General features: G+C 48.6%; 10 protein-coding genes. 9 read left to right on the top strand and 1 reads right to left on the bottom strand.

Annotation, left to right across the window (positions count from 1 at the left end):
* The first annotated feature begins 825 nt into the window (after window positions 1-825).
* Window positions 826-2805, top strand: coding sequence for a calcium-binding protein (locus IQ254_RS12195; protein WP_193966434.1), 1980 nt, complete (start codon window positions 826-828; stop codon window positions 2803-2805).
* A gap of 226 nt (window positions 2806-3031) precedes the next feature.
* Here the strand turns inward: IQ254_RS12195 and IQ254_RS12190 are convergent, their stop codons facing one another.
* The gene (locus IQ254_RS12190) at window positions 3032-6529 is read right to left on the bottom strand and encodes an NB-ARC domain-containing protein (RefSeq protein ID WP_313887435.1); all 3498 of its coding nucleotides are present in this window, start codon (window positions 6527-6529) and stop codon (window positions 3032-3034) included.
* A gap of 831 nt (window positions 6530-7360) precedes the next feature.
* Here IQ254_RS12190 and IQ254_RS12185 point away from each other — a divergent pair.
* From IQ254_RS12185 to IQ254_RS12150, 8 genes are all read left to right on the top strand, one after another.
* Window positions 7361-8788, top strand: a complete 1428-nt coding sequence (locus IQ254_RS12185) for a calcium-binding protein (protein WP_228040589.1) — start codon at window positions 7361-7363, stop codon at window positions 8786-8788.
* Between the two features lie 226 nt (window positions 8789-9014).
* Window positions 9015-13088, top strand: a complete 4074-nt coding sequence (locus IQ254_RS12180) for a hypothetical protein (RefSeq protein ID WP_193966432.1) — start codon at window positions 9015-9017, stop codon at window positions 13086-13088.
* Between the two features lie 72 nt (window positions 13089-13160).
* The gene (locus tag IQ254_RS12175; protein ID WP_193966435.1) at window positions 13161-13376 is read left to right on the top strand and encodes a hypothetical protein; all 216 of its coding nucleotides are present in this window, start codon (window positions 13161-13163) and stop codon (window positions 13374-13376) included.
* A 50-nt stretch (window positions 13377-13426) separates the two neighbouring features.
* Entirely contained in the window at window positions 13427-15154 is a 1728-nt protein-coding gene (locus IQ254_RS12170) for a hypothetical protein (protein WP_193966431.1), read from the top strand.
* A gap of 214 nt (window positions 15155-15368) precedes the next feature.
* Window positions 15369-17201: an anthrax toxin-like adenylyl cyclase domain-containing protein gene (locus IQ254_RS12165; protein ID WP_193966430.1), complete on the top strand. Its 1833-nt coding sequence runs from the start codon at window positions 15369-15371 to the stop codon at window positions 17199-17201.
* Between the two features lie 110 nt (window positions 17202-17311).
* A complete protein-coding gene (locus IQ254_RS12160; RefSeq protein ID WP_193966429.1) occupies window positions 17312-21856 on the top strand; it encodes a DUF6603 domain-containing protein in 4545 nt (1514 codons plus the stop codon).
* A 53-nt stretch (window positions 21857-21909) separates the two neighbouring features.
* The gene (locus tag IQ254_RS12155) at window positions 21910-24147 is read left to right on the top strand and encodes a hypothetical protein (protein ID WP_193966428.1); all 2238 of its coding nucleotides are present in this window, start codon (window positions 21910-21912) and stop codon (window positions 24145-24147) included.
* 598 nt (window positions 24148-24745) lie between these two features.
* Window positions 24746-25336: a sigma-70 family RNA polymerase sigma factor gene (locus IQ254_RS12150; protein WP_228040587.1), complete on the top strand. Its 591-nt coding sequence runs from the start codon at window positions 24746-24748 to the stop codon at window positions 25334-25336.
* Window positions 25337-25628 lie beyond the last annotated feature (292 nt).

The raw sequence follows: 25628 nt of genomic DNA, 5'->3' as shown, positions 1-25628 counted from the left end.
GCCCTGGGTTACAGAGGTGATCGTCACGGTTGAACCGGCCAACTTACCAGCACAACCCACCGGCCCAATCATCGCCGAAACCATATAGGTCAAGGCTTTGAGGAAAATTTGAAAATTTTTCATCCAATTCAGCACCTCATTCGTATTGATGGTTAACCCTGTAGTTGATTATTGATGCGATGAGGTTCAGGTTGGATCTATAGCACTGGCCAGATTGCTAAAGGCATCGGTGAATCTGTTCCCGCACCGACTGGGGGCGATCTGGCTATGTAGACCTTTGCAAAAGTGGAATGCACCCAGACATCAGTTCTAGCCATGGCTAAGAATATCCACATAACAATTTCTGACCATCTTTCAAAACAAACTCATCCAATGGTGAACGTTATTCGTATCTATAACTGACAACCAATTACGGCCTTTTCGGCTTTTAATTAAAAGCCTTCCCCAACGTCAGTTCGATGAAACGCCTTCCCCTCCTCGGAGGGGTGCCCGGAGGGCGGGGTGGGTCAAAACTGAGCCATCAAATCGACTATTTCATGCAGACAAACGACTCGATGGCCTAGACAAACCCACCCCTAGCCCCTCCATGGAGGGGAAAGCCGGCTTGTTTTCCAGAGGTCAAGCTGATGTCGAACTCAGGTTAACCCAGGAATAAGCTTGCCACAGGCCAGTAATTCTGATTCTATTTTTCGGTTTTTCTCAACAAGACTATTGACCACTATTCTTCTGGTTTTATATCAGGGGCGTTGGACTGCGTTGATTTTTTTTTGAGACTAATCGAGAGTGTTTGTTTTTCAGCTATTTACAACTCTTGGAGAACCCAAAATGAACGCCTTCCTAACTCTTCTCGTCAATCAGATCGTGGGTGAATTGTTTGAAAATGCCCCCGAAATCGAAGATCTCGGTGATATTTTTATCGGTAGCAATGGCAATAATAATCTTCAAGGAGGAGATAAAGACGATATTTTCTTAGCTGGAAATGGTAAAGACCTTATTCTAGGTGGTGCTGGCACAGATGTCGTTTTTGCCGGTGCTGGCGATGACACCGTCATTGGTCAAACCGGCAATGACGTAGCATTTTTAGGGGCGGGCAACGACCGCTTCATCTGGAACAACGGCGATGGCAGTGACTTCATCGATGGTGGCAAAGGCTTTGATGTCACCCAGGTGAACGGGGCCGATGGGCCGGGCGATGAGTTTGATCTGCGTGGGGTAGACGGCCAGGCCATTTTCAATCGCCTTAACCTGGGGCTCTTTACCCTGACGAACAAAAATATTGAGCAGTTTGAGATCAATGGTCAGGATGGCGATGACTCGCTCACCGTCGGCGATCTCACCGACACTGGGGTGGAAAACGTCGTCTTCTCGGGTGGCAAAGGCAATGATGTGTTAGATGCCCGGGAAAGCTCTACCACCATCAAGGCTTTCGGTGGCAAAGGTCATGATTTGCTGCAAGGCGGTTCCGCCGAGGATACGTTTTTTGCCGGTGCTGGCGATGACACCGTTGTGGGCGGGAAGGGAAATGATACCGCCCACCTGGGTAACGGGGATGACCGCTTCATCTGGAACAACGGCGATGGCAGTGACTTGATTAAGGGTGGCAAAGGCTTTGATGTCACCGAGGTAAACGGGGCCGATGGGCCGGGCGATGAGTTTGACCTGCGTGAGGTAGACGGCCAGGCCATTTTTAATCGCCTCAATCTGGGGCTCTTTACCCTGACCAACAAAAATATTGAGCAGTTTGAGATTAATGGCCAGGGTGGCGATGACTCGCTCACAGTCGGCGATCTCACCGGCAGCGGGGTAGAAAAAGTCGTCTTTTCCGGTGGCGACGGCAATGATGTGTTAGATGCCCGGGAAAGCTCCACCGCTGTAGAGGCTTTCGGGGGTGAAGGCGATGATTTGCTGCTAGGCGGTTCTGCCGTGGATACGTTTTTTGCGGGCGCTGGTGATGACATCGTCGTCGGTCAGCGGGGTGACGATACCGCCTATCTGGAGGCTGGCGACGATCGCTTCGTCTGGAACAACGGCGATGGCAGCGATTTCATCAACGGGGGCGCAGGCTTTGATGTCACCCAGGTGAACGGGGCCGATGGGCCGGGCGATGAGTTTGACCTGCGTGCAGTGGATGGCCAGGCCATTTTCAATCGACTCAACCTGGGGCTCTTTACCCTGACCAACGAAGCGATCGAGCAGTTTGAGATCAATGGCCAGGGTGGCGATGACTCATTTACAGTGGGTGACCTCACTGGCAGCGGGGTGCAAGCAGTCGTCTTCTCTGGTGGCGACGGCAATGATTTTCTGAATGCTAGCGGTACGTTCACACCGATTACGGCTGACGGGGGTGCCGGGGATGACATCCTGATTGGCGGCGCCGGGGATGACATTCTCATCGGCGGCGATGGTGCTGATTTGCTGATTGGTGGTGGTGGTAATGACATTCTGATTGGGGGTAATGGGGCCAATTTATTCGGCTTTGATACCGGTGCTGCCTTCAATGCAGCCGATATTGGTATAGATCAAATCCAAAATCTTGGGGCCAATGACAGCATTGTGCTGGATCTCACGGTCTTTACCGCGTTGACCAGTGCGATCGGTGGGGGACTTTCTGCCGGTGAGTTTGCCGTTGTCAACAGCGCCGAAGAAGCCGCTCTGAGTGATGCCCTGATTGTTTACGGCGCGAATACCGGAAACCTGTATTACAACCCGAACGGCGCTGGTGAGGGCTTTGGCAACGGTGCCCAGTTTGCCACCATCGAAGGCGCACCGGTACTCGATGCTAACGACTTTGTCATTCAGGCATAAGTCCGTCATGTATCCATACAGTGATAATGTCTGGAATTTCTAAAGCATCAAATGGAACTGGCTGTGCCGATTTGATGGCCTAAACACGGCTGAAGAACACACACAGTTCTCTAAGTCACGCCCAGCTTCAAGTTTGGGTTCCCCCAAAAAACGGATCTGGGCGTGACTTATCTCGTATTTCACTGGGTTCATTACTGACTGCCAGTGTGACCGGAGTCGGTGACTTTTACGCTTCCACAGCGCCTAAGACCTCTAGTGTCGCTTTCTGAGCATCGGTGAGTCCTTTGGCTGCGGTAATGTCCATGCCTTCGTAGGGGCGATCGCCCCTCAGCGTTTTTAAGCATTCACCCGTTACAATGTCCCAGAGTTTGATCGTTTCATCTTCGCTGACGCTGGCCAGAGTGTTGCCTTGGGGGTTGAAGGCTAGCGATCGCACCACATTGGCGTGGCCCACCAGCGTCTTCAGACACCGACCATCATGGACATCCCAGAGCTTCACGGTTTTGTCGGCGCTACCACTGGCCAGGAGATGGCCTTGCGGACTAAACGCCACCGACCAGATCCAATTCGTGTGCCCCTCCAGTGTTTTAAGACAGTCGCCAGTCTGGGCATCCCACAGGCGCAGGGTCTTATCGGAACTCCCACTCGCAATCACGAGCAGATTGGCACCCATGGGCGGGTTGGCACTACAGGCAACAGTCCAAACCATCCCGTTATGTCCTGACATCATCCGCAAGCACTGACCGCTATCGACATCCCAGAGCCGGACGTGTTTGTCGGAAGAACCACTAACCAATGTTTGTCCATCCGGGCTAAAGGCCACCGATCGCACTTGACTGGGATGCGCTAGCACGGCCAAACGGTGACCGTCTTGAATATCCCAGAGGTGAATGGTGCGGTCGTGCCCGCCACTCGCGAGGAGCTGGCGATTGGGGCTAAACGCCACCGACCAAACCGTATTCGTGTGTCCCGGCAGTGTCCGCACACAGCGGTGGCGCTGGATATCCCAAATTTTCACGGTTTGATCGGCACTGCTACTGGCAATCAAGCCGTTATCAGGATGAACGGCCACCGACAAAATCCAGTTCTGGTGACCGATGAAGGTTTTGAGACACCGTTCCCGTTCAATATCCCAAAGCTTAACGGCATAGTCATCGCTGCCACTGACGAGAGTTTGCCCATCGGGGCTGAAGGCGATCGCGCGAACAGCGTTGGCGTAGCCGGTCAATGACTTCAGGCAGTGTCCCGTTTGGATCTGCCAAATTCTGACCGTTTGGTCTTCACCACCGCTGACCAGTCTGCTGCCATCGGGACTAAAGGCAATCGACCAAATCCAATTGGTGTGGCCAGATAGGGTCTTTAAGCAGCGACCCTCCGGCACATGCCAAATTTTGATCGTTTGATCACCCCCGCCGCTCACCAGTTCCTGACCGTCAGGACTAAAGGCCACGGAGCGAATCGCGTGGGTGTGGCCTGTGAAGGTTTGGCGGCATTGCCCCGTCTGCACATCCCAAAGCCTCACAGTTTCATCCGTACTGCCCGTGGCGATCGCCTTACCATCGGGACTAAACGCCACCGACCAAAAACTGTTGGCATCCTCTAGGGTGCGCAAGCATTCACCGCTCGCCAGCGACCAAATTTTGACCCGTTGATCCCACCCAGCGGTCGCGATTAGGCGACCATCGGGGCTAAAGGCGATCGCTTGCACATAATTTGTATGTCCCTTCAGGGTCTGCCGACAGTGGCCCACTAAATCCCAGAGTTTGACCGTCTGATCGGAACTGCCGCTCGCCACTAGCTTGCCATCGGGGCTAAACACCACCGACCGCACCCAATTCGTGTGCCCCTGCAAGGTGTGCAGACAGCATCCCGTGTGGACATCCCAAATTTTCACGGTTTGGTCGGCGCTGCCGCTCACCAGGGTTTGCCCATCGGGGCTGAAGGCAATCGACCAGATCCAGCCGTCGTGGCCGCGGCAGCGACCATATTCTTCGCCGTTCGTCATCTGCCAAAGTTGAATGACACCGCTTGTACCGGCGGCGGCAAACAGGCTGCCATTGGGACTGACGGCGACGGCATGAATCCCCCCAAAGGCATCATAAAAAGTCGTTTGCGAAAAGTGGGCCTGGGAAAAATTGGCCTGATGAAGGTTGAGTCCCTGTAAATAGGCTTGCCAAATCGTGAGATTAGAGAAGTCACCGTGGGTCACCTCAACCTGGAGCTGACGCATGAGATTGAGGGCATTGCCGCCTGCGTAACCGGATTGTGCTGGCGGTTTTCCGCGTAAAGCGTCCAGGCACTGAGTGAGCGCCGTCGCAATGGCTTCGGCGCTGCCCAGATGGGCTAAAAGCTGTTGGGCAATCGGTTCGAGGATGAGATTGAATTGCGTTGCTTGAACAACGTCATTCGCGGTCGTTTTGAGTAACGCATGGCTGATCAGCCGTACCGGTTTTTGCTCGGTGATTTCAGTGAGAATCTGCTCGATTAACCGTTCCGTAACGTATTCCATCACGACGGGTTGCTGGGTATATTGCCTGGATTGTTGCTCAATCAGCGATCGCCAGCCGAGGGATTCGAGCGCTGCAAGTAGTCTTGAGCGGGTCACCGCAGGCACCAGATCGCTAGCCAGCGCTGAAATAGAAGTCCACTCACGGTTGATGGCTAACCAATACATGATGGTTTTTTCCAGGGCCGAGAGCCGCTCAAATTGTTGATCCAAGAGTCGCTGGGTGCCGTTAAAGAGAAAGACGCCCTCGTCTAAAAAGGGGCCAATCTCACCATTAAATAGGGCATGAATCGACCCCGCCGCAATTTTTAACGCCAAGGGGCTACAGCCATAGCGTTCGCAAAGGTGTTGTTTCTGCTGGGGGCTGCCCACCAAATCTTTGGTCTCGATGACGCCCAAGGCCGTTTTGAGGGAGCCGCGGAGTTGGAGCGATCGCACCGCCAGTTCCATCCCTTCAAACGTAGCAATTTCCGCCGGTTTTTCGCGACTGGTGATGAGCACACAGCTTTGGTGCGGCGCTTCACCCAACATGCGAAACAGATCGCCATAGCGCTCATAGCCGACGCGATATTGTCCGGCTCGATTGCTGGCCTGGAGAATGGTCTCGACGTTATCTAAAATCACCAGGCAGCGGCAGGCTTGCAGCCAGTGCCGAAGACGATTTGGCGTCGCCTCTGAGTCCTGTTGATCCGATAGAAATAGCACCAGATCCTGTAACAGGCTGTCTAAGGGGGGGGCGTTCCGCAGCGATCGCCAAACCACAGCGTCGAACTGCCCCTGCATCTGCTGGGCCAGCTTCACCGACAGGGCACTCTTGCCAATGCCCCCCATGCCCAAAATCCCCACCAGCCGACAGCGATCGCCCTGTATCCAGGTTTCCAGGGTGGCTAACTCCTCCGTCCGGCCATGAAAGATCGAGACATCTGGAGCCTCACCCCAATCCACTTGCCCGGTGGCGATTTGCCCATTGGCGATCGCAGCCTCTACGACTGCGGCGGAGCGATCGTCGGCGACGACCTCCGGGTGAACATAGTCTTCCGGCGTCAGCGTCAGGCCAAACGCCTCAAAGTAATCAGCGATCGTCTGGCGATCGACCGGTGCCTTGCCAGAGCGCACCTTCGTCAGGGTGTTAATGCTCAGCCCCGTAATCTCAGTCAGGGCCTCTAAAGTGTAAGGCTGGCGATCGTTATCGTTAGCGGCTTGCTGGACTTCTGCCACTTGCAGTCGTTCCCACCCTTGAGAGGAGAGTCTTACGCCACGTCTACGTTTTCCTCTTCTCAACCTTTCCACCATAAAGATTCAATCAGATGAAGACTTCAAGGTTGGCTGCCAACTTAAGAGCAATCTGCCTTACTTGCCCTATGGTAGAGCGCTTAAGTTGTGATGAGAATTCAAATCTTAATTTGTGACCATAGCCCCCAGTCAAGAGAGCTGCCTGCAAGTCCCATCCTGCCTGCTTTCTAGCGCATAACTCCGGAGCTGATTTAAGTTGTGCCTTAACTTGGGGGCCTAAGGTGTGAACTTGACTGGTGCCATCTAGTGAGCTGCGGCAAGCTAATAACGTGTGTCGAGCACAAGGCGTTCACGATTGAATGGCTATTCAACATGGCAATTGCAATGGAAGTGGAATCTTGAGTGATTATGTGTCGGGCTATTTCAGTTTCTCACGCTCAATCAAGCTGCCATCCTCGAAGAGGTTTACCCAACCTACAGCCAAATAGGCGTGCAGCCAAAGTTGAGTTTAGAAACGCTTGATCTGGGCTATTTAAAGAAAACCGTCCGACAAGTTCTTACAATAAATTCGTCCAACTTCGAACATGATTCGTGTCTATCATTGACACCCAAAAATGTTCTTATCGAGCTTGGCTCAGCCATGACTGCGTCACCCAGGAGCTTGCTATAGAGCAATGATGAACTATCTATTTTTTGAACGTTTGCTCTCACTAAAAATATTCGCTAAAACGTCCTGATTTTTCATCAGGAACGTTAGATCGTGCCATTTTTTTGAGAGTGATTTTCAGTCCTCTAAAAACTAAAGGAAATCTCAAAATGAATACCTTCCTAACTTTTCTGGTAAACGAAATCGTGGGTACCTTGTTTAAGAACGCCCCTGAAATCGACAATCTCGGTGACATTTTGATTGGTAATAACGGAGATGACAATCTCCAAGGCGGCGATAAAGATGACATCTTCCTGTCGGGCGGCGGTGACGATACTGTCTTAGGCGGCGGTGGCACCGATGTCGTTTTTGCTGGCAGTGGCGACGATATTGTGGTTGGTCAAACCGGTGATGATGTTGCCTTTTTAGGGAATGGTGATGACCGCTTTATCTGGAACAACGGCGACGGCAGTGACTTCATCAACGGTGGTAGAGGCTTTGATGTTACCGAAGTGAACGGTGCTGATGGTGCTGGCGATGAGTTTGACTTGCGCCAAGTCGACGGTCAGGCCATTTTTAATCGGCTTAATCTGGGACAGTTTACTCTGACCAACGAAAAGATTGAACAGTTTGAGATCAATGGCCAAGGTGGTGATGACTCGCTGACCGTGGGTGACCTCACTGGCAGTGGGGTTGAAAAAGTGGTCTTCTCCGGCGGCGACGGCAACGATGTGTTGGATGCCAGAGAAAGCTCGACGACTATTGAGGCTTTTGGGGGTGAAGGCGACGATTTGCTGCTGGGTGGCTCTGCCGAAGATACGTTTTTTGCAGGCAGTGGCGACGACATCGTTGTAGGTCAGCGGGGGGATGATACCGCCTACCTGGAAGAGGGTGATGACCGCTTCGTTTGGAACAATGGCGATGGCAGTGACTTTATCAACGGTGGCGCAGGCTTTGATGTCACCCAAGTGAACGGTGCTGACGGTGCTGGCGATGAGTTTGATCTGCGCGCAGTTGAAGGTCAGGCCATTTTTAACCGGCTCAACCTAGGCCTGTTTACCCTAACTAACGAAGAGATTGAGCAGTTTGAGATTAATGGCCAGGGCGGTGATGACTCATTTACAGTTGGTGACCTCACCGGCAGCGGGGTTCAATCCGTTGTCTTCTCGGGTGGTGAGGGCAATGATTTTCTGAATGGGAGCGGTACGACCACACCGATTACTGCTGATGGGGGTGATGGTGACGACATTCTGATCGGTGGTCTCGGGGACGATATTCTCATCGGTGGTGGCGGTGCTGATTTGTTGATTGGCGGCGGCGGTAATGACAGTCTTATTGGTGGCAATGGTGTCGATATCTTTAGAATTGGTTTTGGCGCTGGCATTACCGCAATTGAAGACTTCAATCTGGGAGAGGATAGGCTTCAGTTTCAACAAGACTCGCTACCTCAGGCTCGGTTGGGGAGTGTGGATACTATGCGCGATTCGCTTACTTACAACAGTCAGAATGGTGCGATCGCAGTCGATGGCGTTCAAATTGCGACGCTGCAAAATCCGGTTGAGGGCTTTGACGTTAACACCCATGTTGAATTCGTATAGGGTGTCAAACACGCTCTGACACGCTCAAAAGCTAACAGAGCAGCCCCTGTCTTCTCTAACGAAAAGTTTATGGCGCATGTAATACGGGTCACCTGTATTACATGCATCTAAGTTGTGAACTTGACTGGTGCGCTCTCGCTAGCTGCGACAAGCTAATAACATGCGTGACACTCATTTATTTCAATACTATTAACTACTCGAAATTTCATTTAGGGGATTTGTGATTATGAGTCATTTACTGCTCGTACCGATACAGGTAGACGCTTTACATCTTAAATTTGGGACAGGTGTAGCAGAGTCTATGGCAGCGCCTAATCGGCTACCCTATTTCAGTGGAAAGCGAGATGTTAATCCTGACACCGTCAACCTAAGCGAGTCGATTGTTTCTCAGCCTTTTCAAAATAAAAACCTTCATCTAAAAGCAGGTGTTCATCTGCATTGGTCGCTGCCTGATGCGCTGACGCAAGAAATTGAGGATGGCCAATTTCCTGCTGTTCCTAATCGTTGGCTAGTGACTCGTCGCATGGGCGCAGAAACAGAGCATTGGGTTGTTGAAAGTGATTATCTACATTCGCCAAGTGTAGGTTTTCGAGAAGATAGCGTTATGTATCCTTATGCTGACCCTACCGAGCCAAATCTTCCGGCCTTTCGGTATCTTGGTCGAACGCTGACGTTAGAGGAATGGAAGCAAAATCAACAAGCAAGCAGCGCCGACGACAAGCACCTAGAGCGTTTGACGGCTATCGGATATGGTGAACCCACATTTGCGGCATTTTATCCCAATTGTCGAAGTGTATTTGGCTTTCACGATTCCAAATATGCAGATGCTACAGCTCTGCCCGAGGGGCTGCAATACGATGTGATTGGCTGGTATAGCAACGCTGAGCAAAACTATCTAAGCGAATTTATTCAAGATTTTCAAAAAAACTTCAAAGCGGATTTTCCAGAAGAAGAACTGACGCTTGAAGCCTTGATGAACAGTGTTCAAGAGGAATTCAAGTGGAAGTTTGAATGGGAGAATGAGACCTTTCCTCAGAATACTGAAGCCCCTCAAATCCTCTGCTATGCTCGACTAACCTTTCAACCACCCGCAGACTATTCAGGCCAACCGCCCTTAGAAACCGCTAATATTCGTTTAGCGGTGGCCAATACAGGCACAGAGGCACTCTCGGCTTATCTGGCTGACACTATCGATAAACCCCAGAAAGCGGTAATTGAAGAACAATTAGAAGCCCTACAGTTCGCCGACGATTTAGAAAGTCAACAGTTAGATATTGGCCCCAAGTTTCAGGAAATTCGCCATGAAGCTGGATTCAACGCCGTTGCTGGCAACTTTTTGTGGAAGATTCGCATAAACACCCAAACGCAGCCGTCTTCTTCAGATCCGTCTTCTTCAAACAGTACCGCTTCTCAGACAAAATTAGATTTGCCCGCTGATATTGCCGCTCAGCTCAATGCCCTCAATCAGCAACAGCAAATCTATGATGAGGCAATAGTAGAAGTTGACTCCAGACGCAGACAGCTTTTTTCTGACTGGTACAAGTATATGATTTGTGCCTATCCGCCAGAAGATAGTCAGGATGATTATCCTGATATTGATGAAGTAAAGTACTATATTCAACAACGGGGACTTGAACCGCTACTAGAAAAGTCTCATGAAACTGGAACATTAGATTTAAATAATCCAGACAGCTTGGAGGAGCTTTCGTCAGGCTCTGAGATTTCTCTCGCCTCCGAGCTAGCAAGAGAAATAAATGATTTAGTTCGAGCGATTGATCGCCACAATCAAGCCCTTCAAGACAAATACAACGCCCTAGACGATACAGAGAAAGAGAAAACGTCTCAGCCGCCGACCTATCAGTTGGAGTTGGTTAGCGGACCTCGTTACTGGGAACCCAAAGAGCCGGTTGTGTTGATGGAAGGGGATGCTGTCGCAGCGACCCAGCGGCATGGTGAAGATGGCCGTTTGAGTGAGGATGGGTTACTTGAGTGTCAAGTCATCGCTGACCAGACGATTCAAGACTTAATTGCACAAGACTTCAAAAGTATTTTCGAGACAATTAATCAACTCAATCCTCAGGGCAAACAAGAAAGAATCGGCTTTAATCTTTGGACAGCTCAACCTTGGAACCCCATTTTATTGGAATGGTTGGTTGAGGTATTTCCAGTCGCAGAGGGCGGTAATAAAACGTCCGCCAATCGTAAATACAGTGATGATTTTTTGACCCGAAATTACATGCTGCAAACAAATGACATCGATTTATCACCGAAATCTGATCACGCCGTTGTTGAAGATGCAGTAGATAATCGCATCAAGACTGACCAAGACTCTAATATCTACAGTGGGTATAGCATCTTAACGCCCTATGCTAATTCACTATTGCAACAGCGAATTGAAGCGTACTTACAAAAACACAAAACGATTGAAACTTATTACCAAGAGCAAAATATCGCACCGGATCAGCAAAACATTGAGCTACTAGCCGAGCAAATTGACGATGTCGAGCGGTGGTACGCCAACAAGACTTTTTCAGACCCTATATACACCGCAATTAAGGCGTATCAGGAACTACAAAGCCTGAATTGTTTGTCTCAGTGTATCGGCGGGTTTAATGACGCGTTGCTCATGCAAAAGCAAACCTTGCAATTAGACCTTGAAGACCCGATTGGGTTTGCTGATTACCAAGCGTTTACAGCAGAGGTGGCAGCGGCTATTGACGGTGAAACTGAAAGCGCGCCCCAACCTTTGGATGATTTTAGCCCGATTCGGTCTGGAGAGCTGCGGATTATTGATTTGCAGTTAGTGGATACGTTTGGACAAGTTAGAAATCTAGATTGGCAGGTTGACTCAGACGAATATGTGATTAGACCAGAGCCTATGAAGACCGCAGAAAACAATCGGATTAAGTTGCCGCCTCGCTTTGTGCAACCCACTCGGATTAATTTCCGTTGGTTATCGGCCAATGATGTATATAACCGGGAAACAACGGATGATCCCAACACCACGCCCATCTGTGGCTGGATACTGCCGAATAACTTGAATGGGGGCTTAACCTTTTACGATAATGCGGGTCAGGCATTGGGGGTGATTAATATCAATGGGGAATGGGATGATGTGCCTGGAGAAACAACTCTCGCAACAACAGTAATTGAGGGGCAAGAAATTCCCAACATCGCAAATCCTCATTTACACAAAATGGTGAAAACCATCATCACCTCAGGTCGTGAGTTTGTTGAGAATTTTAATCTTTGTCTCAACGATGCTCTGAATAATATCGATCCAGAAAACTTTGCGCAAAATCAAAGTTTGGCATTACTAATGGGACGTCCGATCGCGGTGGTGCGAGCTGCCGTCAATTTAGAATTGCAGGGACTTCCCGCCATTAATCAGGATTGGATTGTGTTTCGTCAAGATATGCAGCAGATGCGATCGCTTGAACAAAGAGACACCGACGATTTGACCGAAGTGAAGGTGCCCATTCGCATTGGAGAGTACCGACAGCTAAATGATGGCGTGATTGGCTATTGGAAAGAACAGCCCTCAGCCGATGGTGGCTATGAGTATGAGAACGACATTTTCTATGCTCAACAGAGCAAGCTGAATGAATCTGACAAGATTGAAACTCAAGCTATCGATCGGGATACCAACCCAGACGTAGAAGAAGGCCCCATCAATATCATTCAGTCTATTAGCAGTCCACCCCAGCTATTAACAATGCTGGTCGATCCCAGAGGCAGCGTTCATGCCACAGCGGGTATTTTGCCCAGTAAGGTGATTACGATTCCACCGGAACAGTATGCAGAAGCGTTGGCCAATATTAAGGTGACGTTCTCGACGACACCTATTTTAACAGAGCGAACCCAGCAGGGGAGGCTATATCTGCCGCTGCCAACAGCGCCGGACTATGACTGGGTTTGGCTAGAGCAAAAAGGAAGAGACACCTGGTCAGAAATTTTGACAACGCCAGCAATTGAGAAAGCGGCTTTTGTTCAATCTTACGCTGAGAGAACATCTGATCTAAATCTAGATCCTGACTCTGCGTGGCAAGACTTATTAGCTCAGGAATGGCTAATATCTCGACCCGCAAGTGGCAGTGAATCTTCTCCGAGTAAAGCTCATATTGCTGACAGGGACAAACGGGAAGCACTGACGGGAGCCTTGGAAACTCTCGATGATTTGATTGATCAGATCTTTGAGTCGCAGGAAATTAGTATCAATCCTGTCTCTTCTCAAGCCACCTTCTTAAGAGAGCAAGAAATTCGAGAAGGCTGGCTGGTGTTGAACCCATCCCAAAGTTAGCTAAATCCTGGCCAAGTCTAGATCGAAGGATCCGAATAACGCTGCTTTTTACGATTATTTTAAGAGGAAACAATGGAACAGATCAGTATTAACTTAACCCTGGAAGAAGTCAACACAATTCTAGAATCCCTGGGACGACTTCCCTATACCGAGGTTTTTCAACTCGTTCACAAAGTCAAAGCGCAGGCTGAGGCTCAGGTACAAGCGAATGAAATGCGTAGGCAGGAATACAGTCCAGCGATCGCACAGACCAACTCGAAAGTGCTTGCATCAGAACCCCTTGCATAAGGCTCAACCGTACTCTTTTTAGAAAAATAATTCACTTTGGAGAAAATTCAATGGTTAGTGTCGTTAACACCAGTCGCACTCAAGTTTCCGCTCGTCCCGATGTCTTGCAAATTTTCTTGCAGGATGAGGATGGACAAAATATTCTTGGAATTGATGATGGCGCATTGAGACAGTCGCTTCGCATTGAGATAGTCAATACCTCTAGGCGAGATATTGAACTACAACCCATCGCCCAAAATGCGCTCAATGGCCGAACCTATCATTTCGCTGTCTCGTTTAGGCCCGGAACTATAGTGGATATTGCATCCGTTACCTTACGCGAGATTAGCGATGGTTGGAATATGCAGCTCAAGGATAATACGCTCTATTTTGGCATAGACCAAAAGACAGTCATTCCTCAGGGTGAAAGAATGACGCTAACGTTAGAGAATATCAGCGCTGCGCCCGAGGGTGGCTCGCGAGGGACTCGGGTAGAAATCAAGTACGGCCAACTGTTGTATCAAGGATCTAATGAAACAATTAGCGGCAGTCGGTTGCAGTATCTAAACATTGTGAATCAGCGGGGGAAAAAGCAAATTCCGCTCTATGTGGGCCTTTTGGGGTCTAACACAATTCTCAATGATGGGCAGGAAAATGAATTGACCCTAACGATTCAAAGTCTTCCCAGTATGAGTGTGCCTTTTATTAGTGTATCCCCTGAAGAACTAGAAGAAGCTTTAGACAATCCTCCCAACACTAGAGTAGCCGCCCCTTCAAACGCTAACCGCGTGCTCTCCTTAAAAGAAATCCGAAGGAAAAAAATCACCCCAACAGCGGAGCAAATCGCTAGTTCAGTCATCGTTAAGCCGGATGATAGTAAGCGTACAGAAGGCATCTTAAAGCTGCGCGGCGCGAATGAAGGAACCTTAGATCAGGCGAGCAAGTTTACGATTTCCTTTGATGTGGCTTCAACAGAATCTGACGCGCCCCAAAATTGGGCCTTGTTGAATAATAATGATGCTGATGAGGTTAGAATTTCGGTTGAGGCCAATCAAGAACATTGGGGCTTTGGTGGCAGGGAAGCGCAGGGAATTAGTCCTCAATGGAGCTACATCTGCCAAAAGGGACGGCAGGTTTCAGGTCGCGAAGAGCTGCTCAGAATTAAGATCACGAATCTCAAAACGATCTTGAAATCGGGCTATGCCAATCTATATGTCCACTTTGAAAATATTCCAGGGTATTGGGATGGACATATCACGGTTCCTATTCATAAGGGTCCGCTAGTCTATCGGGAAGATTCTGCGGGTAAGGTGGGCTGCGTGGGCGTTGGCACGGATGAACCGCAGGCTAAGCTCCATGTGAAATCTTCTTCGGGACTAGAGGGTTTGAGGGTTGAGGGAGATACCAAAATTGAGGGGAATCTACAGGTTGATTCATTTACGATAGACAAGTTACAGGGAGATTTACAGGTTGAAGGAACTACAAAAATCTCAGGTGATCTAGAAATACAGGGTGACATCAAAGTTGGGTCAAAACCGTTTCAGCTTGAGCGATTTACAGGGGGAGATAACGCCGTAATAAATACAAAGTTTCCAAGCCGAGACTGGATTGTCATTATTGCTGGATTTAGGCCAACTGTTTCAGACAATGCCAGAGGACAGGTGGTTTACACCTTTGTAAACAATGGGATGTGGATGATTAGGGCAAATAGTCTTGGAATAGTAGAAAGTAATTGGGAAGTTAACGTTCTGGCTATTCGGAAAGATTGGGTTGAGGTAGTCAGCTTGATCCAACAATAAAGGCGATCACACCCTATTCCACTCTTATTTACGCTTCACTACAAGCGAATAAGAAGTGATGGAAATCGAAATGCGATCGCAGGCTTATCCGTCTCTGTTTAAAGAAGAGATAGGTAATGAATAGAAGGGGCGATCGCACGTCTGAAATCAATATCGAACACTGTTCAACACTTACTAATCGAAGATTTTAACTAGCCTTCAGGAGTACAAGACAATGACAAGATGGACTATTCAGAACCAACCTACTTTGCAGCCTAGAAATCAGCCGAACAATCAATCACCTGTGCCTACCGAACTAGATCCAAGATTGGTTGAAGAAGGTTTTCCAGAACAAGCCTCAAAGGCATTTCAAAAGGCCGCAGATGAACTCAACTGTGTAATCTGGAGCCGTGTACCGGGTAAAGCCTGCACTACTTTGATCGATGAAGGCTATAATCTTAAGCCCTTTTATGTTCATGGGAAATCTTGTAATTGGGGACCGATGGCAGGCTTTGTCTGTCAACTGCCAGCCCTCAATAAGGCCGGTGCTAGCAAGATGGCCTATAACCTTAAGGAACATATAAATTCTTTAGTTTGGTTAAAGGACATACAGGAAAGAGAAAGTGAAGAGGATAAGGTTGCCAAGACGCTCTTCCTTCCACTTTCGATATCGGATAAACGCAAGCAAGAACTGCTCAACAGCGGTTTCCTGCCAAATCACAAAAAAATTGGCAATAATTTGATATGCGGTATCGCACAAGACAAAAATAAAACAATTGCGGTTGAATACGCGATTAAGAAAGACGCTACTTCTAACCTGTGGCATATCTATCATAGGAACATTTATATCAAGGATGGAGATAGATACATTAGCTATCTGAAAAAAAACAGAGAAAAGTTTTCTATCGATCAAGAGGATGCAAACAAGAAAAACGTCAAAATTAAAGCATCTTATAACGAGAAAATTGAAGAATCCACAAAGCCTGTGGATAGAAGCACAATAACTGTAAATGACATCGTTCAAATTAATCAAGGTATACGGGAACTCAATATTATTCCTGTAGAGAAAGTATCCAATCCCTTGGATAATTTCTATTCTGTGAATGGCGTTCAAAGTCCATACCTAGCATACAGAGATAAAAAAGACCTCTACAAAAACGCAGTATCAGGTGACTATGATCTATTTGCAGTCTGGCCATTTACCCCCAATATCTCATTCGAGATGACCACTCGAATTTCGGAATTTCCAGACCTCCAGCCGACGCAACCACAACCGAATAAAATCAAGAATCTCTTTATACCCGTTGAAAAGAAAGAAAATGCGCTGGAGATCGCCAATTCTAGAAACGTGTTTATTGAATTCATTGGAACTTATCAAGAACTTGACGGCAAAGAGAATCCTGAACTTGGCAACATAAATGATCTCGTACAGTTTACTGCTCAGACGCTCAACTCTTTAATCCGAGCGCAGTACCTGGGTAAGAAAGAGCCAGAAGACAAGGGACAATTTCCCAACAGAGCTTTTCACAGCGACGAAGGCGGACGTCCAGGGGTCGATGAAATAGAGTACCCGATCGCCTTCTTTATGCCCAAGTCACAATGGGATGACCTAAAGCAGCATGATATAAAACAAAAAAACGTCCTCAAGAACACTGCCTTTGTAGTAGAAAATCACGTTGAGTTTCTTTCGCTAGTCCAACTGCTGAAAAGACGATTCTACGTTTTTCTACATGATGGATGGTTCATGCACTGGATGTGCTTAGCCGCTGATGAGAAGGCCGTGAATGAGAGACTAGGGAATGTAACTTTACCAGACAAGCCAAGGCGATATCTTGATGCTCGAATCAAAGAGAGAAGCGATTTGGATGGTGTCTCACGACAGTCTATAGAGTCGCTATTAAGCGACCTACTGACTCCGACTCCAGCTACAGCAACCGCTCCAGAGCAAAATGCTGCATCCAGAGCTCTTCAAGGCGTGGCTGAAAATTTTCTTGAGATTGCTACGAATCTAGTATTTCCTGACGCTGCCGAGCGAAAAGATCTGATCTCACCTTTAGAGATCGAATGAGCCAAACAATTTAACTCTATTTGAGAGTTTCTAAAACCTATCAATAGATCTGTAAATATCAACGAGGGAAGGCACCTCTTATGACAACAAACTCAGTTACGGCAAACTCTATGGTTTTCGATCGAGACAACCTCAGCGAGGCTTGTCTCGATGACCTACAAAAATATTTCTGGACGCGCAGTATCAAGCTAGATAAGCCTGAACAAGATGAAACCGATCCGCAAATTCATCGGGGCAACGGCACCTTGCTGAACGTTGCCTGTCAGATAGAGGTGTTCAGCAAGGCCGACCAGTCCTTACTAATCCTCTGCGCTCGGCCGCTTGAAGCTCCGAACTTTGGCACTTGTTTTCCCCTAATGCCAGGAGAATCGGAAACAGGTAATTCAGCAGACTCTTTTTTCCTGCGCTTTGTCACGCTCCAAGATCCACTCTGGCTCTATGTCTATCCAGAGCCATTAGATGAACAGACTCTGCAAGCGGAACTCGATAAACTGGGCATTTGGCAGGAGTGGTCTAGCCGAAACCAGCCATCGTTGCCGACGGAGAATGGCCTAAATATGTGGGGCGGACTCCTCCCCGATCTTCCTGGACTAGACACCCTGATTGATTTTATTGAGATCGATCTGTCTGAGTTTCTGGTTCAATCTAAGGTCACCTTTCCAGACGAGTTCCCGATACTCACCCTGCTGCTGACTATAGGACCAGAGGGCTTTCCATTTGGGCCTGGCACCCTGAAAGACGCTGAGGTTAAGTTGTCCTCGCCCCTCTATTTCTCACCGAATGATTCGCAGATTTGTCTAGAGGGAACGCTGGATTTCAATGATGGTCAGCAAGGCATCGACATCAAAATTGATTTCCCCCGCGATGGCGATCTGATTACAGCCATCGGCACCTACAGGAACAATACCCTTCCCTTTATTAACCCGTCTGATGTTGCGGACTTGCCTTCCCTGCCACCTCAATCTGACGTCACCGTAGACCTACAGTTTTCCAAACAGAAAAAAAGTCTTGAGCAGGCCAGCTTTACCCTCGATCTGGAAAGTTGGCCGGTGATTGAGGATGTGTTAACTCTTGATGGGCTGTTATTTAATTTTTCTGTTGATGAACCTTTGGATGCCAAAATAATCACGGCATCGATTGATGCTCAGGCAACTCTGGGCAAAGACAGTCAAATTACGCTTCTTGGTAGCGGTTACTATCCTAGCAATCAGTTTTATTTCGGTCTAGACACCCAAACTCCAGTCAAAATTGCCGATTTCGTAGCCGATTTAGGCGCGCCATCTGACGGCATACCCGACCTGACCATTAACGAGTTGAGTACCGAATTTAATCTGAATAGTGAGGAGTTAATCGCTCGGGTTGATGTTTCTGGAACCTGGGAAATTATCAACAATGTTGAATTGAATGCGCTTCGCTTCAAGATTTATGGACAAGCTACCTACAGCTGTGAAATAGCCGCCGAGTTGTCGATCGCGGGGATAGCCCTTAATCTGGAGGCCAATTACGACGGGGATGCGTGGCAATTCAACGGCAGCACCGGACAAGGGCAAGCCATCCCGATTGGCCCAGCGGCCCAGCAAACTGAAGACGGGCAATCCACTTTAGCCGAAGATTTAGGCAATATCTTTGGTGACGTTCCCTTACCCGCAGCCATAGAAGACCTCACGATTCAAAATCTAGCTGTCTCCTTCAACAGTGAGACCAAAGATTTTACCTTTACGGCTGAATCCCAGTTGGTGGTGGACGATCGAGCAGTAGATATTACCGTCATCATCGACATCACTCGCCAAGAAGATAATTCTTTTCTCAAACAGTTCGGCGGCTACATCACCGTCGGTGACTTACAATTCAACCTGCTCCTCACTCAAGACAAAAAGGTCACAACGCTCCTCGCTGCCTATAACAATCCCGATAGACAAGCCCTCAAAGTCAGGAACCTTGTCGAAACTGTTTCTACCGATATCGCCGCCTATGTCCCTACCACGCTAGAAATTACGCTCCTAGACGCTCTATTTATCTACAGTAAAGATAAGAGTAAAGACCAGAGCAGTAAAAACCAGAGTAAATCGCAGGTATTCTTTGGTCTTAACCTCAGTTCCACCATCAATTTCACGAAGCTGCCTCTAGTTGGGAAAGATCTTCCTGCCGACCGAACCATTGGGATTGATAACTTACAATTTCTCCTCGCTTCTCAAAACCTGACCCCCGACACAATTGATGGCTTCAATACCCTCCTTCCCGAGGACATGGCACCCATCCCCTACAGTCTCTCTCCAGAAGCATCCGCTCCAGCAGTTAAACGCGGTTTAACCATCAGCGCGACTCTGCAACTCGGTGATACCTTGCAAGTGCTCACCCTGCCCATTGCGGCTAACGAGTCATCTTCAGCCTCTTTGCCTGACGCGCCGACTCTCGATGTACCCGCTATCGCTGAGCCTGCTATCGATGAGCCTGATGCCACTGAGCCTGTTACCGCCGAGATTGTCACAGATGAGCCTGTTACCGATAGCACCCAATGGTATCCCCTCAATAAACGGGTTGGGCCGCTTCACTTGGCGAGAATCGGCGTCCAATACCAAGATGACATCCTTTGGTTCCGATTAGATGCTGCGATCGCCACTGCCGGACTCAGCCTAACGCTAGACGGCTTATCCGTCGGCTCCCCCATCAAACAATTCCAGCCCAAATTCCAGCTCCAGGGCCTTGGCGTCAGCTACGAAAGCAAAGGAACTCTTTCCATTAAAGGAGCCTTACTCAGAACAACCGTTGAGGGCAGAGACGAATACTCTGGTGCCATCATCGTCAAAACCAAAACCTTCACCATCGCTGCGCTCGGTTCCTACACCAACTTCAACGGCCACCCCTCTCTCTTTATCTACGGCATCCTCAACAAACCCCTCGGCGGTCCGCCCTTCTTCTATATCACCGGACTCGCCCTTGGCTTTGCCTACAACCGCGAGCTCATTCCACCCACCCTCGACGAAATTCCTCAGTTTCCCCTCGTTCGTGCCGCGCTTAACCGCACCCCCGCCGATCCTACCGAACTGAACGCTCTCCAGCAAGACCTGCGCCCCTCCATTCCCCCAAAAGTTGGGCGCATTATGCTAGCGGTGGGCATCAAGTTCACCTCTTTCAAGATTATTGAATCCTTCGTTCTGCTCGTTGCCAGCTTCGGCGATCAATTCACGCTTGATCTTTTCGGCCTCTCCACGCTCATTTCACCCCCGCTCCCCCCTAATAAAAATGTCCCCCCGCTCGCCCAAGTTCGATTTGCCATCGTGGCTCGATTTGCCCCCGCCGAAGGCATCCTTCAGGTTGAAGGCAAAATCCTGCCTGACTCCTATCTGTTTGACCGTGATTGCCGACTCAGCGGTGGCTTCGCTTTTTACACCTGGTTCTCTGGCCCCTATAAAGGAGACTTTGTTCTCACCGTAGGCGGTTATCATCCCCGTTTCCAGGTTCCGGAACACTATCCCAGAGTCGATCCCCTAGCGCTCAATTGGCGCATTAGCCAAAACTTAAATGTCAAAGGCAGTCTGTATTTCGCGCTCACCGCTTCCGCGATTATGGCTGGCGGACGCTTAGAAGCCAATTGGAAATCTGGCAGAATTAAAGCGTGGTTTGTTGCCTATGCCCATTTTATTGTCTCTTGGCAGCCCTATTTTTATGATGCGCGGATTGGCGTTAATCTAGGTGGCTCCTACAGCTTCCGCATTTTCAGGCGGACCAGAAAAATTTCAATCCAAGTAGGTGCCGATTTGCACATTTGGGGACCCAAATTCTCCGGCACAGCCAGAGTGAGTCTCTGGATCGTTTCCTTTACCGTTCGCTTCGGCAGTCGTTCTCGGCAGAAACCGCCTGCGCTCGACTGGCCGGAGTTCAAGCAGTCTTTCTTACCGTCTGATCAAGACGTTTGCACGCTTGCGGTTGAAAGTGGCTTACTCCGTAAGATAGGCGAAGGTGACTCGGAAATCTTTGTCGTTAATCCCAAAGACTTTGCGTTGACTGCCAGCTCTGTGATTCCGATTAAAACAACTGAAGCTGAACAAGTTTCCATTCAGTTGCAAACAGATTCTGGGGCGACGCCTCAAACAACAACCTTTGGCATCGCCTCAATGGGTGTCAAAAATCGAGACTTCACCGAGTCGAAATATCATATTTCGCTCACCAAAATTGGAGCAGACGGCAGAGAAGTCTCTCAGGAAAGCGGTTTAACCTGTGTGCCGATCGCTAAAAACGTTCCGGCTGGCTTGTGGGGAGAATCCAATACCACTGACCCGACTCGGGAAGGCTTGATCAACAATGTTCTGTCTGGATACACCGTCAAACCCGCCAAGCCGCCACAGCCTGGCGTCACTCAATCGATTGAGCGTAAAAACATCGCCTACGACACCGAATCAATCGCGAATGCCTATCAATGGCAGCCCGGTTCAGTATTTGCCAAAAGCGAAGAAGCCGATGAGGATGCCAGAGAACAAACTATCGGCAAAAGTATTACCTCTGAAACGGTCGAAAATAGTAGAACTCGCTTGTTGAAGCGTTTGGGACTATCGGACGTCGATATTGCCGATATGGATTTAGAAGACTTTGAAACGCCTCAAGGCATAGAGCGAGCATTTATTATCGCGCCACAACTTGAAACAGCAACCGTTTAGTCCTTTTACACCTAGCTCTCTCACGCTTAGCCCTTTCACAGTGAATTTGAACAATGAGCACTAAAGTTATCGATCCAAACGCCCAAGGGCAAATCCAGTTCATTCAAAGCCATCAGATGGCTTTAGAGACTGGACAATATAAAATTTCAATTGAGCAAACGGTCAAACTCGTTGATGTCAAGAAGGATGCCTTCAGCACACAGCTGACCTTTGTTGTGCAAGGCAATCGCTTTGAGCTAACCCAGCCAGAAATTCATGCAGTGTTTCCGCCAGCCGGTAGCCTCGGCGATCATTCCCACGTTTTGCCGCACGTTGCCCTAAAAAGTAGCACCCTTCCCTGGGAAAGGTTAGCGCAACCAGACACCCAAAAGGCCCCTTGGCTGGCGCTTATTCTGATTCACGAGGGAGAAAAACTCTTACGTACGCTTCCGAGAGACTATATTTTAGATTTAGAAACGCCACTCCGTAATGCTCAAGATAACGAGTTAACCGAAGCTCAAAAGGATCGACTATGGCAGCACCTGTTATCGGACAGCATTGGCTGGCTTAAGGACGCAGATGATGAAGAAGCCATGATTGTTGAGCCGAGCGATCGCAAGTCTGCTCAACTAGAAGGTGATTTTGCTGGACTAGAGACACAAGTTGAAGCCATCCTAGCCCAATCTGAAAACACTAAACTTATCCCCCTGGGTAAATTACAGCAATCCTCCACTGGCCCGATAAAGTGGCCCGGTGTAGCCTTAGAGATTGGCCAACAAGTGGACGACAATGTCGCCGTCATTGATGTCCCTAAGACGTTATTGGCAAAGATATTACCCACGACCGAAGATTTAGAGTATCTGGCTCACGTTCGTCAAGTTACCGGAGACACTGAAAATAGTGAACCTTTGTCTATTGAAAATAGCGAACCTTTATCTGTGGTAATTAGCAATCGTCTTCCTAAATCAGAAGGCACTAGCACCGCCTATTTAGTGTCTTTAGAGAACCGATATTCCAATGGACAATTTAACGATCAAAACGCCACGGATGACGAGTATATTCGTCTGGTAGCGCTAAAAAGCTGGAGCTTTGCCTGTACTAACCTTGAACAAAATTTTGCAGGACACCTTAAAAATCTCGACAAAGAGACACTCAGACTAGCCACCCAAGATAATCCCACCCAAGATAATCCTGACGTAGTTTCCTATCTGGCCAAAGGCTATCGTGCCTTCCCCCATTATCTCCGACAGGGCGGCAAAACCTTTTCCTGGTATCATAGCCCTCTTTCTCCTGGAGAAAATCCGACATCCTTAGCGTTATCTCAACTGGCTATACGCAGTGTCGATCAGCTGATTGCCTACAATCCGAAGACGGGTTTGTTTGATATTTCCTACGCCGCTGCCTGGCAGCTGGGTCAGCTGTTAGCCCTGCAAGATAAACAATTCGCCACTCGCTTGTTTAACTGGAAACGCGCCAACGCCCAAAAGCTAGCCAAAGATAATCAACAGGCGCTTTACCCGCATCTATTTGCTGAAACAGAACTTGCTGAAACAGAACGTAATGCTGCGACGATTGAGTTCCCTACAGAGATCCAAACTTGGTTCGAGCGACTCGGCCTATTATACGGGATTCCTTTTAATTACTTAGTCCCCGATGAACAGATGCTTCCTACAGAATCGATCCGGTTCTTCTGTTTAGATTGGTTTTGGGTAGAATCGCTGCTGGATGGTGCTTTTAGCATTGGTCGAGTACAAGACGCTGATGTCCAGCAAGATAGCCGTCAAAATCCACTAACAGGCGGAGCAAAACACATCAGCGGTTTCTTAATCCGTTCAGATGTGATAGCTGGTTGGCCTGATTTACAAATCGAGGGCTCCGAATTTTCTATCGCGGGGGAGCAACCTATAAGCCAGGCTCAGAAGTTAACCGTTTTACGGTGCGATCGCCTCTCAGAAAATATCTTACTTTGTCTGTTCGATGGAGCCATTCGCACCGTTGATATCTCCCTCAAGCCAGAGGGGCTACACTTTGGCTTTAATCATGATGGTGATGCAAACTTATGGCGAGAGCTAAGAAAGCTAGACGGCACAGAAATGAGCGATTGGAAAGTTCATCTGACGCCCGTAGAAGATAATCAATCCCCGATGATTAATCAGAAAAGCGTTGTAAATATTACAAATTTAGCAAATTGCATTAGAGATGAACTGCAAGAAAAGGAGCAGTCAATAAATAATTTTACGGCGGCTCAATTTGCCTTGCAGATGATTCAAGGGGTGGAAAAAGTGAGGTTTTCAATGGCTAGAAGCGCCTAAGGCTTAACGGCTAGTTCTGAGTAACCAAGAATACTAGGACGTGCAATAGCTGCTCATCTCTAACTTAGTTCAACACTTTCACCCTGAGTAAAGAAGTGTGGATGTTTTACCTAATCTTATGCCCAGGTAAAGATTACTAATAATACCTTAGAAGAGCAATAGAAACCCGGTTTCTGACCGGCAACAATCTAAATCTCGTCCGCTTGCCAATCCAGAAACCGGGTTTCTAGCAATACTAGCCGCCTACGCTCTAGCGCTGATCTACCAGTCGTTTGCCAGCTTTACTCCCGGTGTTGCTCTCCAGCGATCGCCAATTGTGACCGCGATCGCCGCCGGCCCCGATCCACAATCGTTTACCAGAGGGGCTTCAGTAAACGATTTACAGTCGGCTCTGCCGGTTCGAGCAGTTGTGGTGGGCTGAATCAGCCGCTCATACGCACACAATAGCAACGGGACTGGTTGATTGGTTTACTCAGCAATCGCGTCAGCTAGCTGCAACTATATTTCGTGCCATCGCCTTCAGTGGCCACAGTAGGGCGATGGCCGCGAAAGGATCGCCTGATTTCAGGTAATTTTACGTTTGATGGGTGATGAATCTATGCTGTCTATACATCCCGCAAGTCAATCTACAAATAGGGGAGACGAGGCAGATGTAGCCTTATTTTTATCCCTCCAGCAGGGCAATAAGTCGGCGCTAGTGGCTTTGTACGATCGCTACTCGCGCTTGGTTTACACAATCGCCTGGTGCATCTTAAACAGTGGGCCAGAAGCAGAAGACTTGACCCAAGAAATTTTTCTAAATCTCTGGCAAAAGTCAGCTTATGACCCCAACCGTGGCTCCCTCAGTCGTTTCTTGAGTACCGCCACCCGCCATCGAGCGATTGATCGTGTGCGTAGGGGCAGTAATCGAAGTCGCATTCTCAAGGGTCTGACTCATCAGGGGCCAGCCGTAGCAGCCCTGTCGCTACCTGAGGAGCAGGCTTCCCAAGGGGAGCGATCGCACCGAGTCCGAGAGGCACTACAAGCCCTATCCGACCAGCAGCGAGATTTACTGTGGCTCAGTTTTTATCATGGGCTGAGCCAATCCGAAATTGCCAGTCATACGAATATTCCTCTGGGGACGGTCAAGTCGCGGATACGTCAGGGCTTGATCAACCTCAAAGCGGCGCTCCAAGATTTGGCCGATTAGCCCTGTCCAATAACAAGATCTTAAAACAAACTCATCCAAAGCTGAGTGCTATTCGTATCTATTATTGGCCATTGACGACGTTCTTGATGAGTTTGCCTCAGGCAAGCTGGTGGCATCAATGCCCTAGTCTAGAACGACGATTATTTGCCTGCTTTCGATTTCTCAATTTCACAAATGGCGATCTCAGAAAACATCCTGGCACTTCGTCGGGATCATTTTTGCATACCATTTTTTAGATTCTTCAGTTCATTAAAATCAGAGAAATTTCCAAAGAAAAATTCATTCTATTTTC

Origin of the sequence: Nodosilinea sp. LEGE 07088 (assembly GCF_015207395.1) — a bacterium.
GTDB lineage: Bacteria > Cyanobacteriota > Cyanobacteriia > Phormidesmidales > Phormidesmidaceae > Nodosilinea.
This window is presented reverse-complemented; position numbering and strand designations above follow the sequence as displayed.